Source organism: Sporolactobacillus inulinus (genome assembly GCF_006539285.1).
Classification (GTDB): Bacteria; Bacillota; Bacilli; order Bacillales; family Sporolactobacillaceae; genus Sporolactobacillus; species Sporolactobacillus inulinus.
Map to the genome: position 1 here is coordinate 1 of NZ_BJMS01000085.1, position 14,774 is coordinate 14,774.

General features: G+C 47.5%; 13 protein-coding genes. 3 read left to right on the forward strand and 10 right to left on the reverse strand.

Annotation, left to right across the window (positions count from 1 at the left end):
• Positions 1-147 precede the first annotated feature (147 nt).
• The 4 genes from SIN01_RS11350 to helD all read right to left on the reverse strand — a co-directional run bounded on the left by SIN01_RS11350 (position 148) and on the right by helD (position 5,459).
• Positions 148-2,046, reverse strand: a complete 1,899-nt coding sequence (locus SIN01_RS11350; RefSeq protein ID WP_047035010.1) for an ABC-F family ATP-binding cassette domain-containing protein — start codon at positions 2,044-2,046, stop codon at positions 148-150.
• A gap of 48 nt (positions 2,047-2,094) precedes the next feature.
• Entirely contained in the window at positions 2,095-2,730 is a 636-nt protein-coding gene (locus SIN01_RS11355) for a class A sortase (RefSeq protein ID WP_010025378.1), read from the reverse strand.
• A 166-nt stretch (positions 2,731-2,896) separates the two neighbouring features.
• Positions 2,897-3,058 carry a hypothetical protein gene (locus tag SIN01_RS15080; protein ID WP_156994749.1) on the reverse strand — a complete coding sequence of 54 codons (162 nt, stop codon included), beginning with the start codon at positions 3,056-3,058 and terminating at the stop codon, positions 2,897-2,899.
• Positions 3,059-3,128: 70 nt separating this feature from the next.
• Complete coding sequence (gene helD / locus SIN01_RS11360) at positions 3,129-5,459, reverse strand: RNA polymerase recycling motor HelD (protein ID WP_141306082.1); 2,331 nt, start codon at positions 5,457-5,459, stop codon at positions 3,129-3,131.
• Between the two features lie 493 nt (positions 5,460-5,952).
• Between helD and SIN01_RS11365 the strand changes: the two genes are divergently transcribed.
• Positions 5,953-6,345, forward strand: coding sequence for a hypothetical protein (locus tag SIN01_RS11365; protein WP_010025380.1), 393 nt, complete (start codon positions 5,953-5,955; stop codon positions 6,343-6,345).
• Between the two features lie 55 nt (positions 6,346-6,400).
• Positions 6,401-6,883, forward strand: a complete 483-nt coding sequence (locus SIN01_RS11370; protein ID WP_010025381.1) for a hypothetical protein — start codon at positions 6,401-6,403, stop codon at positions 6,881-6,883.
• Positions 6,884-6,967: 84 nt separating this feature from the next.
• Here the strand turns inward: SIN01_RS11370 and ybaK are convergent, their stop codons facing one another.
• The 6 genes from ybaK to SIN01_RS11400 all read right to left on the reverse strand — a co-directional run bounded on the left by ybaK (position 6,968) and on the right by SIN01_RS11400 (position 13,136).
• Complete coding sequence (ybaK, locus tag SIN01_RS11375) at positions 6,968-7,456, reverse strand: Cys-tRNA(Pro) deacylase (protein WP_010025383.1); 489 nt, start codon at positions 7,454-7,456, stop codon at positions 6,968-6,970.
• Positions 7,457-7,840: 384 nt separating this feature from the next.
• Positions 7,841-8,887, reverse strand: a complete 1,047-nt coding sequence (locus tag SIN01_RS11380; RefSeq protein ID WP_010024778.1) for a PTS sugar transporter subunit IIC — start codon at positions 8,885-8,887, stop codon at positions 7,841-7,843.
• Between the two features lie 498 nt (positions 8,888-9,385).
• Positions 9,386-9,985 (reverse strand): DNA-3-methyladenine glycosylase, encoded by a 600-nt coding sequence (locus SIN01_RS11385; protein WP_010024779.1) that lies wholly within the window; start codon positions 9,983-9,985, stop codon positions 9,386-9,388.
• A gap of 28 nt (positions 9,986-10,013) precedes the next feature.
• A complete protein-coding gene (locus tag SIN01_RS11390; protein ID WP_029548159.1) occupies positions 10,014-10,664 on the reverse strand; it encodes a M15 family metallopeptidase in 651 nt (216 codons plus the stop codon).
• Between the two features lie 75 nt (positions 10,665-10,739).
• A complete protein-coding gene (locus tag SIN01_RS11395; protein WP_029548160.1) occupies positions 10,740-11,705 on the reverse strand; it encodes a TerB family tellurite resistance protein in 966 nt (321 codons plus the stop codon).
• 93 nt (positions 11,706-11,798) lie between these two features.
• Entirely contained in the window at positions 11,799-13,136 is a 1,338-nt protein-coding gene (locus tag SIN01_RS11400) for an MFS transporter (RefSeq protein ID WP_047035013.1), read from the reverse strand.
• Positions 13,137-13,333: 197 nt separating this feature from the next.
• Between SIN01_RS11400 and SIN01_RS11405 the strand changes: the two genes are divergently transcribed.
• Complete coding sequence (locus tag SIN01_RS11405) at positions 13,334-14,716, forward strand: hypothetical protein (protein WP_010026219.1); 1,383 nt, start codon at positions 13,334-13,336, stop codon at positions 14,714-14,716.
• Positions 14,717-14,774 lie beyond the last annotated feature (58 nt).

The window sequence follows — 14,774 nt, forward strand, 5'->3', positions numbered from 1 at the left end:
GGCGCGATCCCGCAGGCGCCAAAGCACCTCTGCTTTGATTCCTGGTCAAGACATTGGTCTATTGGTTTGAAGACGGAGCAAAATCCTATCCCTTTCTTATCCTGTGAAAAAAGGCAAAAATCCTGATCAAGGGTTTTTGCCTTTTTCTTATTGGTTTTCGATTTCTTCCACTTTTAACGATAATTCGGTCCAACGTTCCATCGCCTGATCGAGTTTCACTTCCATTTCCTGCTGTTTTTTATAGAATTCCTGAACCTTGCCCGCATCGCTGCCTGCTTGGGCAATTTCTTTTTTCAGCTGTTCGACCTGTTCTTCGAGCGATGCAATTCGATCTTCAATCCCGTTCCACTCCTGCTGCTCTTTATAGGTTAGTTTTTTCTTTTTCGCAGCAGGCTTTTGAATCGGTAGTTCTTTTTTGTTTGCTTTGGTCTTTACCGCCGCTGCCTGTTCTTTTTTTCGTTCATCCATGTATTCACTGTAGTTTCCCTCGAAGCGGCGGATGCGACCGTCCCCTTCAAAGACGATCAATCGATCGACAACCCGATCAAGAAAATAGCGATCGTGTGATACGGCCAGCACAGTGCCTGGAAATTGCAACAAGTAATCTTCGAGAACGGTCAGCGTCTCCGTATCCAGATCATTTGTCGGTTCATCAAGAAAAAGGACATTGGGTTCCGTCATCAAAATGCGCAACAGATAAAGCCGCTTATGCTCGCCACCGGACAATTTGCGAATAAATGTGCGCTGACGCGGGCGCGAAAACAGGAAACGCTCGAGCATCTGTTCCGCCGTCACCTGCTGCCCGTCATCCGTGCGCACCACTTGCGCTGCTTCCTTAATATAGTCGATAACCGTCAGATCTTCATTCATTTCGGCATGCTCCTGGGTGTAGTAACCAATCTTTACGGTCTCGCCAATAGCCACTGTTCCTGAATCCGGATTCAGCCGCTTAGCTAGAATATTAAGCAACGTTGTTTTGCCGCTGCCGTTGCCCCCGATGATGCCCAAGCGTTCGCCCGGTGTAACGAGCAAGTTAAATTCATGAAAAAGTTCGCGACCATTAAAATGCTTCGAAAGCTGCTCCGCCTCAATCACTTTCTTGCCGAGGCGTGTCGATCCGAGTGCTACGTCCACCGACTGTTTGATTTCCGGTCCTTTGTGTTCTTGAAGCTGATGTACACGCTCCACTCTGGCTTTTTGCTTGGTTGACCGTGCTTTCGCGCCGCGGCGCAGCCAAGCCAGTTCACGGCGCAACTGATTCTGCAACTTAACCTCACCGGATGCCGCATGCGCTTCACGTTCTGCTTTCTTTTCAAGAAACAGTTCATAATTGCCGTCATAGCTGTAAAGCTTCCCGTGATCCAGCTCAAGAATGCGTTTGGTTACGCGATTCAAGAAATAACGATCATGGGTCACCATCAAAAGCGCACCTGAATACTGGTCCAGCGCTTCTTCAAGCCAGTCAATAATGGCGTTATCTAAATGGTTCGTCGGCTCGTCGAGAATCAGCAGATCGGCCGGCTGAATCAGTGCGCGCGCAAGGGCAATTCGTTTCTTTTGCCCGCCGGAGCATTCGTTTGCAGGCGTGTCAAAGTCATGGATGCCGAGCCGGGTCAGAATCCGTTTTGCTGCAGCTTCCGCATCCCAGGCATTCGCCGCATCCATCTGTTGCTGGCGCTTAAGGAGCTGTTCTTGAAGTTTCGCATCTGCCGGATTCTTTTCCAATTGGGCAAGCGCCTGCTCATAATTGCGCACGGCAGCCATAATCGGCGAAACGCCTCCATAAATATGGTCCAGCGCAGTCACGCCGTCTTCAAAAACCGGGGTCTGAGGCAGATACTCGAGCCGAAAGGCATTGGCATGCCGCATACCGCCGCTTTCTGCCGAGTCACGCCCCGTGAGCACATTCAGCAAGGTCGACTTCCCGGTTCCATTGACGCCAATTAACCCAATCCGCTCACCCTCGGAAATGGAAAACGAGATATGGTCGAAGAGCGTCTGCACGCCATATGTTTTATACAAATCGTCAACATCAAGAATACTCAATGGGATCATCCTATTCTCTAAAAAATGATAAAGCGCGATTATTCATGCTCATTGATGAGCCTCAACACGAACCAGTTTGCCAATGACAATCAATCGATTCGGTGTACGCGTCGGCTTGTCACACGTGACTAATGTGATGCGTTTGTCATTGGTTTGGAGAGCGACACTGCCCTCGTTTTCAGAAACAATCTTTCGATTCGAGACCCGATACACGTAGTCAGTCGTCAAGTTGGTAATGACGACTTCATCACCGATTTTCACATGCATCAATGGACCAAAAAGCAGATTTTCACGCCGCATGTGGTGCCCGGCAAGCGCATAATTGCCGCTGCCCATTTTCTGATCCGAACGCATAGTAGCCGCACCGACCAGTAAATTGCTGCTGGTCGTCCCCTTTAAAATAGGGAGCGCAATCCCAAGACGCTTCACTTGAATGCGCCCGATCACCGCATGAGAGGAAACACGCGTCCCGGCCCTCACCGCCTCATAAAACGACGGCGGCTGAATCGATTTATAATCAAAGGAGGCATCCCGTTGATTATTTTTCTTAAGCTGAGTTGCTGTCAATTGCTCCGCATTCAACTTCCCGCTCAGATAACCGATCAAACCTTCCTTTAAAAAAGGAGAAGCAATCAAAAGAATACCTGCCGCGATGCAAAGTACAGCCAGCCATTTGCGCCACACAAACCATCCCGCCTTTTCAAAAAAATACCTAATCAAAGTGTACCATGATCAAGTGCCGAATGTTATCTTCCGCTAAGAAAAACAGTCGCGCTCAGCCATGCAGAAATTTACGTGCCTTCGAGCAACAGCGGTGCGCCGCAGGCGTCTTATAGCTCGCTTGCAATTCTCAGCCAACATTGGGAAGGAGCACATTTTTCGGAACAGAGTTGATGATCGAGAGCCGCCTTGGTTCCGGTACAACGATCACCATGCATCTACCGGATCGTTCCTGACGTGAAGCGATTTCCCCACTCGCCATCAGTGCCTGGATCGGTTTGCAGGTTTCCACAAAAATGAATACCTCCCAGCCCAAATGAACTGAGAGGTCTTTTATGCTTCTGTGGATTTATGCTGAACCCTCACAACTGCGTGCGTGTGTAATGCTCCGATGGAACCGTATCAAGAAATGGGCTTGCCGCCCCGCTTGAGAGCAGAACCAGTTCATGCATCGCACGCGTACATGCTGTGTAAAAGAGCGTCCGTTCACTTTCATGGCTGTAGTTGCTTGCCGAAGCATCATAGATAATCGCTGCGTCAAACTCAATACCCTTGGCCAAATAGATCGGAATAATAATAAAGCCCTTGTCGAATTGATACGTTTCTTGTGTAATCAATTTTACATCCGTCCGCTGTTTAAGCAGATCATAGACTTCTTGGCATTCCTTCATTGTTTTTCCGATCAATGCGATTGTTTCATGACCGTTTTGCTTGAAATCATCGATCTTACTTAAGATGATCTCTGTTTTCTCTGACTGGTTGTGCGTATCAATCCACTCCGGAAGCCTGCCGCTGCGATCAAACGGTTCAATAACCTTCCCCATTGGGACAATCGCTCGGGCAAAGTTCATAATTTCTTTCGTTGATCGATAACTGCGCAGCAAGGTTAATTTCTGCACGTCGTTCGGGTCGTATAAGTGCTCCGAAAGCATCGTGTCTTCGCCAAGACTTTGCGCATAGATCGCTTGATTCACATCACCGAGAATGGTCATTTGGCAGCGCGGAAACGCCGCCTTCAAAAACGCCAATTGAGCCGGCGAGTAGTCCTGCGCTTCGTCAATGATTAAATGGCGGATATCCCGATTACCCTTTCGTCCTTGTATCTTTTCCTTCATATAAAGGTAGGGTACAGCATCCTCCCAAGGACAATCCCCTTCTTCAAAGCGCATCCGCGTTGCGCGGCAAATCGCGCCCCATTCTTTAGGTACGGCATCCACACTGTATTTCTGATAGAAAATCTCGCTATATACCTTTTGTGTGTTAACAAAATCCAGTTCCTTCACTTGGCGTCTCAACCGTTTCAAGTGCCGGTTCATCACGATTTTGCGCAGCAGCAGTTCTTCCCGATCATAGTCGTCAAAGGTCGCATCACTGAACTGTTTCTCTTGCTGCAGCTTATCAAAGATATTTTTATAGTCTGATTTGTCAAGAAGTCCGGCCTCCTCCAGCACCCAATCTTCCTGACGTTCATGCTTCGAGAAGATGGCGATACGACGCAAGAGCCAATCACGCACGTGTTCGAGGCGATTAAGCAACGTCTGATCTTGCGGCAGCGCATAGAAATAGCCCTCGATCTCTTTGCCTGAAACAATGATCCGATCGCGAAACGCAACATCACGGAAAAACATTCCGGCGCGCTTCAAATGATCGAGCCAATGATCAATCAAATCGCGATAGGCAAGCGAAGCTTTAAAATGGATCCCCGCAATTTTGGTTTTTAATTGCGGCCCTTCTCCCATTGTCAGACAAGTTTCGGTCTGATCAAATGGATTCTCCAGCTGCAGCTCCCCGCCCATTCGTTCCTCAATAAAGTCTTTAAATGTGGTCTGAACAACATTTTCCTCACCAAGCTCCGGCAGTACTGAGGAAATAAAGCTAGAGAAGAGCGGATTCGGCGAAAAGAGCAGCATGTTATCCGAACGCAGCGTTTTCCGATAGCGGTACAACAAAAAAGCAACACGTTGCAGCGCAGCTGACGTCTTGCCACTTCCGGCTGCACCTTGAACAATCAGATAGCGATCTTGCTCATTGCGAATGATTTGGTTTTGTTCGCGTTGAATCGTTGCAACAATGCTTTTCATGTGTGTGGATGCCTTGCCGCTGAGTACTGCTTGAAGCAACGAATCGCCGATCGTTAACCCGGTATCAAACATTCCTTTGATCTGTCCGTCTCGAATCATAAATTGTCGTTTCAGCGTCATGCTGCCTTCAACTTCACCATCAAGCGAGCTGTACTTTGCCGGACCCGGTGCATAATCGTAGTACATGCTTGAGATCGGCGCTCGCCAATCGTATATCAGAAAATCCTCGTTTCTGCTGTCCATTAATGAGCCAATGCCAATATAGAGCGGCTCCACCTGATCCTCGTACTCCTCGCGAAAATCAATACGACCAAAGTAAGGCGTTTCCTGCAATCGAAACAGCGTTTTGAGCTCTTTCGTCATCTGACCGTGACGCCGCTCACGCTCCGAAAGCAGCTCTGCTTGTTGCTTAATGCTGGCCTGTGTTTCGTAAACATCATCATTTTCATCGAGATTGACGGTAACATCATCCCAAAAGGTTTTTCTCAGGTCGACAATTCCTTTTCGCACTTCGCCCTTTTTGCCTGTAATCTTCTCAATTTTTTCTGTGATGACATCGACAACTTCATTAACCCGTTTCTGCTCCTGCCTGCGTTCACGTTCCGCCATCATGCAAACACCTCTTCATTTCAATAATTCAAAAAGCGATGATGATTATAATAAAATCGATTCATTTCTCTTGACAACAATAACCTTTTGTGTTATGTTATAATTTGGTTTTGTTATACGGATTTTCATTGAGTAATAACTATAACATGCACGGATTGAAACTTCAATACTCATGTACCGTTGTGCATTTTCATTTTCTATGATTTCCTAACGCATCATTCTGTTTCGATCAAGTGCGAAAAATAACTTTGATGAATAAACACCAGAATCATTTTTCAGGATACAAAAAAGACGGATTTCATAAGTAGATGATGCCATGCGGCGCCGGTCTGTTCAAGTACGCAGCATTCATGGGTCTGTTGCACGAAAAGCAAACGCTTACTTGAAAGAACCTATTCAAATTCGGACAGACAGTGTTTCGCTATCTTGAGCGAAGGCATATAATAAAAAGAGAAAGTTCCGCTAGGATCCAAATGACGAGGAGGGGTTCACTTCAATGAAAACAATAAGCAGCATCCAGGATCTCAGAAAAGCGCAAACTGCCATTGATAATTTCAAGGTCAGCTACCCAAACACTTTTTACCGACTGTTGCACCTTGTGAACTTCACACGCCAGCTTCAGTTTAAATATGAATACCTGTGCGGCTTAATGCTTGGAAAAGATGCCTATGCCATGCAATACGCCCCCCACTTTGTCCAGAGATCGATTATTGACCTCTATAAGAACGAGATCGAGAAGATCCATAAGCATCCGCAAGGTTTGCGTGCCTTGGAACAACTCATGAATGCACATCTTGAAATAGGTTACGAAAATTTCTGCCTGCTTGTTCGTGGAAAATCACCGGAAGAAATCAAGGGCATCTACTCAAATAATCGAATCATCAAATAAATGCCCGTTGTGAGAATCAATGCATCGCTCATGAGCACTGAAAGAAGGAAAAGTAATGATATGTGTGCCCGTTTTCTTGAATAGCACTGCATCACCGATCTTTATGTACTATCTTCTTCCACCGATGATCGGTATCGCTGCAGTGATCAACCTCGTTCTTGATGCATTGATTTTCAGTTTGGCACTTTTGTTTTTTAATGTGAAAGTGACGTTGTCCCATTTTTTCCGAACACTTATCGGTCTGTGGTTCGTGAACATGATCGCCAATTCAGCGGCTTCACTGTTCCTCGCATTAATCGGTACAATCAGTGCAAAATACCGCTTATATTTGATTGATTATTATACCATCTACTCGTCGCCATTCAGTACAATCAGCTTTTTGCTTGCGGTACTGTTGGCGGGACTGATCATTTATTGGCTGGGCTCTTTCTACTTGAAGGGACATTTTTCGCAAAAACAAGCCGCAAGAGTGGCGCTTGTCTTTGCGTTTCTTGCGGCTCCATATCCATTTTTAATTCCTGCTACCTTTCTTTACTGATACGATCCTCAAGGATGCACCTCAATAGATGGCGTCTGCCTCACATTTCCTGAAACCTTCACACTCGCTAATCCCTGTTCGTCGCTATTTAGTGATGTCTGCCAACTCGGCATATGCAGCTTTGATCAAGTCATCCACGGCAAGAATGATTTGAGTACCCTTCTTGCCGCCACTGACAATGATATGGTCAAGTGAACGGGCGGATGCATCGATGACCGTTCGGTACTGTTTTTTCATACCAATCGGCGAACAGCCGCCGCGTACATACCCGGTGTGTTTTTGGATGTCTTTGACATGGATCATTTCCACCTTTTTCTCGGAGACTGTCGCAGCCGCTTTCTTCAGATTCAATTCTTCAGCAACCGGAACAACAAAGACATAGAATTCGCCGCTGTGTCCTTGTGTGACCAGTGTTTTAAACACAAACTGCGGATCTTCTCCTACTTTCTTGGCAACGGAAACGCCGTCAATCAATCCATCGCTAACCGTGTAAAGCTGCACCTGATAAGGGATGCCCTCTGAGTCTAGAAGACGCATCGCGTTCGTTTTCGATTTCGATTTCGATTTTCCCATAAGACCTGCACTCCTTTTACCTGTTCATTCTAACATAGGCATTAGGAAGACGCACAATGCTCAGATGGCGTTTCATGCCAAAGAGAAAAGCAGTTGAATGTTGAATTGAATCAAACATTCAACTGCCCAATGGACTTTTTCAGTGACCTAAGACAAGCTAAGTTACGCCGCCTCCATTCGGCTTTGATTCATCACCGTGTGCACGAACGACACTCCAGCCGCTCGCTGTCTCGCAGGCGCCCGAGCACCTGCGCTTTTGATGTACAGTCTTTTGCACGACCAAAAATCCCATACTTTCTTTACCTGCAAAAAAAACCGAAGCGGCCCCCTTTTCCGCTTCGGTCATTTCTATTTATCTGTTTGGCAATCTTCTATATCTCTTTGTTATTGCACTTCCATGTGCAGATCTCCGCCTTTAACCCACCCGAACATCTTGATCACACGATAGAGCACAACGGTGATGACACCAGGAATTAAGACGCCTGCGACAACAAATGTCATCAAGCCTTTAACACCTTGGAGCGCCAGAATGTTCAAAGGAGCGATGAATGAACTGAGACCAAGTCCGCCAAGTTCGTAAGGAACTTGGAAATGAAGGAGCATCGTTGCGATTGGTGCACTGACAACCGCCGCAACGAACGGAGGAATCACAAGTTTCGGATTTTTCACGAGATTAGGGAATTGAACCTTAGGTGTCACAAGGGCTTGCGCAAAGAAACCACCAAAGTCATTTTCTTTAAATGACATCACCGTAAATCCAACGAATTGGACCGTACACCCGATCAGTGCGGCAGCACTCGAAACGGGATCAAGTTGAAGTGCAATCGCAAGAGCTGCTGATGAAGCAGGCGACATCAGGAAGATGCTCCATACCAGTGCAATGACCATCGATGCAATCAGTGGAGAGCCTTGAACCGAGTGCGTGATCTGACCGCTGACCCAGTTAAGTGCCGGGGTAACGACGGCTGCAAGACCGTATCCGCAAATTCCGCCTACAAAAATGGAGACGAACGGGATCGCCATCATGTCGAATTTCGTTCTGCCACTGATCTTCTTACCCACATAGACCGCGATGATCGCTGCAATAACACCGCTGACCGGCTGTCCAGGAGCTATCGTCAACACTTGAGGAGCCGCCGATTGAATCACGATCGCATTGGCACCTACCGCCGAACAAGCCATCGCACTAAACATTGTCAACGTGTTCGCCCTTAATTGATAAGCAATACCTGCACCGATCGCCGGAGCAAGAAGTACTTTAGCTGCGCCACCGATTACCATAAAAGGTTGGTAGCCGGTGAATTTGCCCAATGTTTCAAAGAGAAGCCCCATACCTAATGTTACTAAGATTGCGTTGGCAATCCCCGCCGAACACTTATACATACGATCCATGAAATAATCCTTCATTCTCTGTTTCCTCTCTGTCTTCATCCTTTTTCGCTCCTTAATAATTTTTCTCTTATGAAGAAATAATCAAAATATTCCGCCACAAAGAGCCCCAATTGATTTTATGATGCCACTTCACGGCAACCAAGTGTTCCACCGATGTGTAAAAAAGCCGAATAAAAAAACCTACCCGCGTTCCGGATAGGCGCTTCTGCGATTGCTTGAGCGCCTACTTTTAAAGATGAAAAGCTGGACTCAAACAATTCCATTATTAAAACAATGGTCTTTGTTTCAGTCCTTCATGTGCGCAATCGCAAAATAATTCGAATCAAGCCGTTCACTGCTATGCGGTTAACACTCTGTGCCATGATTTTCACTCCTGTTTTCTGACTTCTTGTGGTTGACACTGATATTATCAGAATTTTGATCACTTGTAAATACCCAATCTACTTTTTAATTAACAATTTTCTGTGAATAGTGCGTGAACATTAAGAATCGCATTAGATCAAGCATAATCCGATCTAATATGTTAGACTTTCTAACCTAATTGCGTTTTCTTATCTTGGATACATAAGGATTATCCGTCACCCAGTACCGCCAAGGATAATTTCGTGCCTCACCGGTGTTCTCAATACCAATACGCGGCCCCCGACTCACGTGCTGAGGGATAAAGCCCTGTGCAAGATAAAGCGGGGGTTCTGTGAACAGTCGTCCATAATCGTCGCGAGTAATGTTCAGAGCTTGGGTAAGCTTGCCGGGCCCATTTGTTCGGTCAACGGCGCGCGCAACCGGTCTTCGTGAAGCGATAAGCGCCAGTCCGTCTACCGGCTCAACGGCGCGAATCAGGATGGCCTCAGGCACACCGACCGGCCCGCTTACTACATTCACGAGTGTGTGGGTATGCATGGTGAAGGTGTAGACATGACCTGCCGAAGAGAACATGATTTCCGTTCGTTTCGTCCGTTTATTGCCGAAGCTGTGCGCGGCACGATCCATTGCCCCCATGTAGGCCTCGGTCTCAACGATATAGCCGGACGCCGTCCCTTGCGGCGATTCTTTGACCAGCAAGCAACCAAGCAGCGCCTTTGCCAATTCTTGAGTCGGTTTTTGGAAAAATGTATCGGGTAAAATGTGATCAATCATTCTGAAGCCTCCACCAAGTTCCATCGTTCTAAAGCTCAGGGACAATCCCTCCGTATCGCTGAGTCTCGTGATGCTCCTGTGACCAAGAACGATCGCCATAAGAATAATGCCACCATTCCGACGGATTATGCGTGAAGCCGGCATCTTCCATCATTTGTTTTAATCGGCGCCGGTTATCCCGCGCTTGCCTTTCCTTAGGACTCAGCTCTGTTTTCCCTTCGTAATAGTCCAAATAGGCGACCTCAGTAAAATCATCAAAATCGGTGCCCATCTCAAGCCAACCGTCCTCATCGGCAAGTGTCAGATCGATTGCCGCTCCGGTTTGGTGCGGCGCCGGTTTCGCAGGATCGGTTGACGGATAGGCCACAAAACCGGGGATCTCCTTTTTAATCTTTTCCTCCGAATGTCCTGCTTTGCGAAATTGGGCGACCGTCTGCGTATAGATAAAGCGTTGCGTTTCTAGAGAACGCCAGCCATCAATCAGAACAAGCCTTCGTCCTTCAGGGAGCTGCGAGGCAATCGCGAGTAGTTTATCCGCAACGCCCCTCCTCAGAAACAGGTCCTCAGCCGTTCCCGGCATCCCTTGCAGAAAATAGGAAGGGTAAATGGTAATCTTAGAAGACCTCCCAGCCATAGATACCAATGGTTCACTCTGTTTTATAAAAGTTTGCTGCATCATGTTCCCTCCTCGTCTGTTCATCTTTTTATCATTTGAAGCGTCGCCTTCACCATCCAGCCGGAATGGCGGCACGGATCATGAGCGAGCCGCTATGATCTGTTCATAGGCGCGTTTGATCTGCGCCACCTTTTCATTAGCTGCTTTAATGTCTGCTTCGGATGCTCCTCGGCTCATCAGACGGTCGGGATGATTGTCCTTAATGAGCTGACGGTATTTTTTCTTGATGACCTGATCTGAATCACTCGGTGTGCAGCCAAGCAAGCGATAGCCTTCCTCGAGGCTTGTCTTATTTGACGTCCTGCTGCTGGAAGATTGTCCAAAAAATTGAGCCTTAATCACTTCATAGTGACGAGCAAGACCAAATATTCCGGCAGCCGCGCCAATCATCGCATCCTCCTCCGGGCGTAGCGCACCGTCGGCGACAGCAATAGCAAGAAGTGCCGTCACCGTGTCCACCAGTACATCGCGGTGACCACCCAGCGAATCATAGAGATTTTGCGCAATCGATTCAAAGGACTCATCGGAATAACGCGATTCATTAAAGATGGTCATGATCTTGCGCCGCTGCTGCCTGCTCGGTTGGAACGCCTGGCGCACAATCAAGTCCACCTGGCGTACTTCGTTTTCCGAGACAATGCCATCTTGTTTTGCAAGCTTGGCAAAAAGCTTTACGATCCACTCCACTTGGGGCATGAGTGTTTCCTCGTCCGCCTGATGCGTTTGTCCATCAGTCCCGTATGTAAAGGTTTGCCCACAATTTGGACATGTCCAGCGCCCTGGAATATCGTCAATAACGACTGAGCTACCGCAGTAGGGGCATATATGCGTGCCTTTTCGGGTCCACTGCATGCTCGGACCCCTTCTCCCTGCCGCGCTCCTTCGTGAAGAACCGCTTTGCCGTATCGTCTTGGGCAGAAAAAATAGAATGATCAGTGCAAACACTTCAAAGAAGAAGCCTGCAATGAACCAAAGCACCACATTTCTTCTCTTTGTCGACGCAAACAACGCGCAAGCAATGCCGAATAAAATTCTCCATGTCACAAATGCTCAAACCCTTCCACACTTTCGTTCGTGCAACTTGATAATTCAATAATAGCAGAAAATCCTTAAGCTTTGATAAATGTCGCAGAATGTTTAATCGAAATCTGGCGGCCGATTTCCCCGAAAAAAGCAAAAGCTGATTAACAGTGCGAGCACGCTGATGGCAATCAAAAACCACGCGAGTTCGGATAAGTGCGCTTGGGTCACGGAACTACCAAAAATCAGTCCAAGTATGGCTGTGGATCCAATTGATCCGATGAATCGGCATGTTTGAAAAAGTCCTGATGAAACACCGACTGCTTCTGCCTGTACCGCATCAAGCATCGCCGCTTGAAGTGCTACATTGCAGATTCCGTAACCGATACCGAAAAGGATTAGGACGGTGCCGATGAACCCTAATCCACTCCCTACAGCAAACAGCAGAAAAACAGCGCCAGCGGCAGTTAAGGCAGCACTAACCTTAATTGGAATTTCGGTCCCCTTTCGCTCAATCCAGCGCCCACAAAGAAGCGACACAGCCACACTAGCCGCCGACATAAACAGCATCATCGCCCCGCTGGTCCGCACACTCAATTTCAGCCCGCTTTGAAAATAATTCGGCATGCCGTAAAACAAACAATAATTGACAAGATTCATGAGGATGAACAGTAAATAAACCTCTGTCAAACGATGGTTTTCTTTAAGTAAGCGCACATCAATAAATGGACGTTTGCAATGCCATTCAAAGCAGGCCAAGGCAGTAAAACAGATCACCGATACGATTAAAGCGAAAAACTGCGGCGCATGCTCCAGCTCAAGTAAAAACCACAGTAGGCTGACTATACCAAATGAAAACAAAGCCATGCCGATGAGATCCAGCCGTGCAAGCAGCGTTCGTATCCGCAATTTTTCCTCCTTCACATCCTTCGGGATGACCAAGCATCCGAGAATGAAACTGACGCATATAAAAGGCAGATTGACATAGAAAATACTTGGCCAGCCGCCCCAGACAATCAAGAATCCGCCAACCGTCGGGCCGAAAGCAGTCATGACCGAAGCGCTGATCGCAAGAACCGCTAGTGCTGTGCCTTGTTTTTCATGAGCAATATAATCATGGACCAGAGATACGCCGGAGGGATAAACCGCGCTGCTTCCCGCCGCCTGGAGCAGTCGAAAAATCAGCAGAAAAGCGAATGCCGGCGCAATAGGCGCAGCAAGTGACGCGCACGCGGCAATGACCAGTCCGGTCAGAAACAATTTCTTTCTGCCGATCAGATCCCCCATTTTTCCCGCAACCGGCTGACCGACCGCACTCACAAGATAGAAACCCGAGATCAGCCACGAAACCATGGCAAATGAAAGCTGATAATCGTCCTGAATGCTGTGCAATGCGAGCGCAATCATCGATGAGTTTAAAGGATTCAGCAGCGTCCCCGTTGCAATAGCTGTCATGAACACCGTAGCTTTTTTCTTATTTCTTGTCACAGACTTCGCCTACTTTCAAAAATCTGATCCTTAAAATCCATGGATTTGGTTAGCATCACATTAGTATTTTTTCCCCGGTTGTGCAAGTTAAAAAGGGCTACCGTTCTTTATCATGATCAATGCCCACAGACAAAACCGGCAATGAATCATCAGGAGGTACTTTATTGATACGCATTTTATTTCTTATGGCAATGATTAGCTATATATTGGCCACTTTGTTGCCGCAGCAGCAAATCTTGAATCAATCCGTTTCTGCACTGTGCATGCTGATTGTGCTCTTTAGCTTGCGCCGTGTGCGCGGGCTGGCGATGGCATTCGGCTTGTCTTTCTTATGCTTAGGCAGTCTCATGCTCCTCATCAGCCATGCAGCAGCAAGCTCATTTCTTTTATCGTTCGGCGAAATGATTCAAATGGTCACGCTCTTTACAATGGTACCGATTCTGGCACTTCCGATTCGCCTTGGCCGCTACGCTCATGAACTCAATCAAATCATCAGGAAAAAGGTGAGCAGCCCGCCGCATCTTTATAGGCTCATTTCATGCCTCTCTTTTTTCTTCAGTTCCTTCATGAATCTGGCTGCACTTCCGCTTGCTTATCATGCCGTTGCTTCATCAATAGATTATTTTCGCATTGAACATAAGAGCCGCTGGATCAACTGCGCCATCACTCACGGCTACGCGATGCCGCTCTTATGGAGTCCGATCACACCGATCGTCGGCACCGTACTCTACTTGACCGGGACAACTTATTCACAGATTCTGTTGCCGCTTATCCTATTGAGCATTTGCGGCTTACTGCTTGATTGGCGGCTCGCCGGAAAAGGAACGCCCCGCTTCGCCTATGTTTCAGTAGAAAAGGAAACAGCCGCCGCGCGTGCTGAGCCCGCTGGTTCCGGCCACCCCAGGCGCAAACCCTGGCAGATCGCTGCGGCCGTACTGGCACTGAACGGTGTGATCCTTTTGCTTGATCACCTCTCTTCATTCAGCTTTCTATTTTTGGTCAGTGTGATTGTGTTCCCCTTTGCACTACTCTGGTGCTGGTTAATTGGCCAAGCCCGTCCATTTTTCACTCGTGTTAAGGACCATTTCTCAACCTATATTCCCCGTATGCAGAATCAATTTTTTATTTTCCTGACCGCCGGATTTTTTATCACGGCGCTGCGCATTTCGCATACCGATGCTGTGATTACTCAGGGTATGGAGTCTTTGATCCAGTTTACCGGATTGAGGGCGTTCCTTGTGCTTCTGCCGCTCATTCCATTCCTGCTGGCCTTCATTGGTCTGCATCCTGCGGTTGGTCTTGCGCTGATTGCCGAAGCGCTTAAAACACAAGCGCTGCTTGATGCACCAATCGTAGTTACCGTTGCCATGCTTGGCGGCGCAATTCCCGCCTTTCTGATGGGCCCTTACAATGCAACGCTTGGCATGATGGCAGGATTAATCAATGAAAAACCACTGACGCTCTCGAACTGGAACTTTCCATTCACATGGCGCTATCTGCTCCTGTTGACCCTCTTCGTACAGCTGCTCTACCTCTATTTCAGCTGAGATCGTAATGAATCGCATCGAAGCTTTTACCAAACCATAAGAAAAACCGGGCAAAATA

What these genes read in the sequence shown, in the direction of transcription:
- helD (WP_141306082.1), bottom strand. Translation starts at nt 5,459, where the DNA reads ATGATGGCGGAACGTGAACGCAGGCAGGAGCAGAAACGGGTTAATGAA.
- SIN01_RS11365 (WP_010025380.1), top strand. Translation starts at nt 5,953, where the DNA reads ATGAAAACAATAAGCAGCATCCAGGATCTCAGAAAAGCGCAAACTGCC.
- SIN01_RS11370 (WP_010025381.1), top strand. Translation starts at nt 6,401, where the DNA reads ATGATATGTGTGCCCGTTTTCTTGAATAGCACTGCATCACCGATCTTT.
- ybaK (WP_010025383.1), bottom strand. Translation starts at nt 7,456, where the DNA reads ATGGGAAAATCGAAATCGAAATCGAAAACGAACGCGATGCGTCTTCTA.
- SIN01_RS11380 (WP_010024778.1), bottom strand. Translation starts at nt 8,887, where the DNA reads ATGAAGACAGAGAGGAAACAGAGAATGAAGGATTATTTCATGGATCGT.
- SIN01_RS11385 (WP_010024779.1), bottom strand. Translation starts at nt 9,985, where the DNA reads ATGATTGATCACATTTTACCCGATACATTTTTCCAAAAACCGACTCAA.
- SIN01_RS11390 (WP_029548159.1), bottom strand. Translation starts at nt 10,664, where the DNA reads ATGATGCAGCAAACTTTTATAAAACAGAGTGAACCATTGGTATCTATG.
- SIN01_RS11400 (WP_047035013.1), bottom strand. Translation starts at nt 13,136, where the DNA reads ATGACAGCTATTGCAACGGGGACGCTGCTGAATCCTTTAAACTCATCG.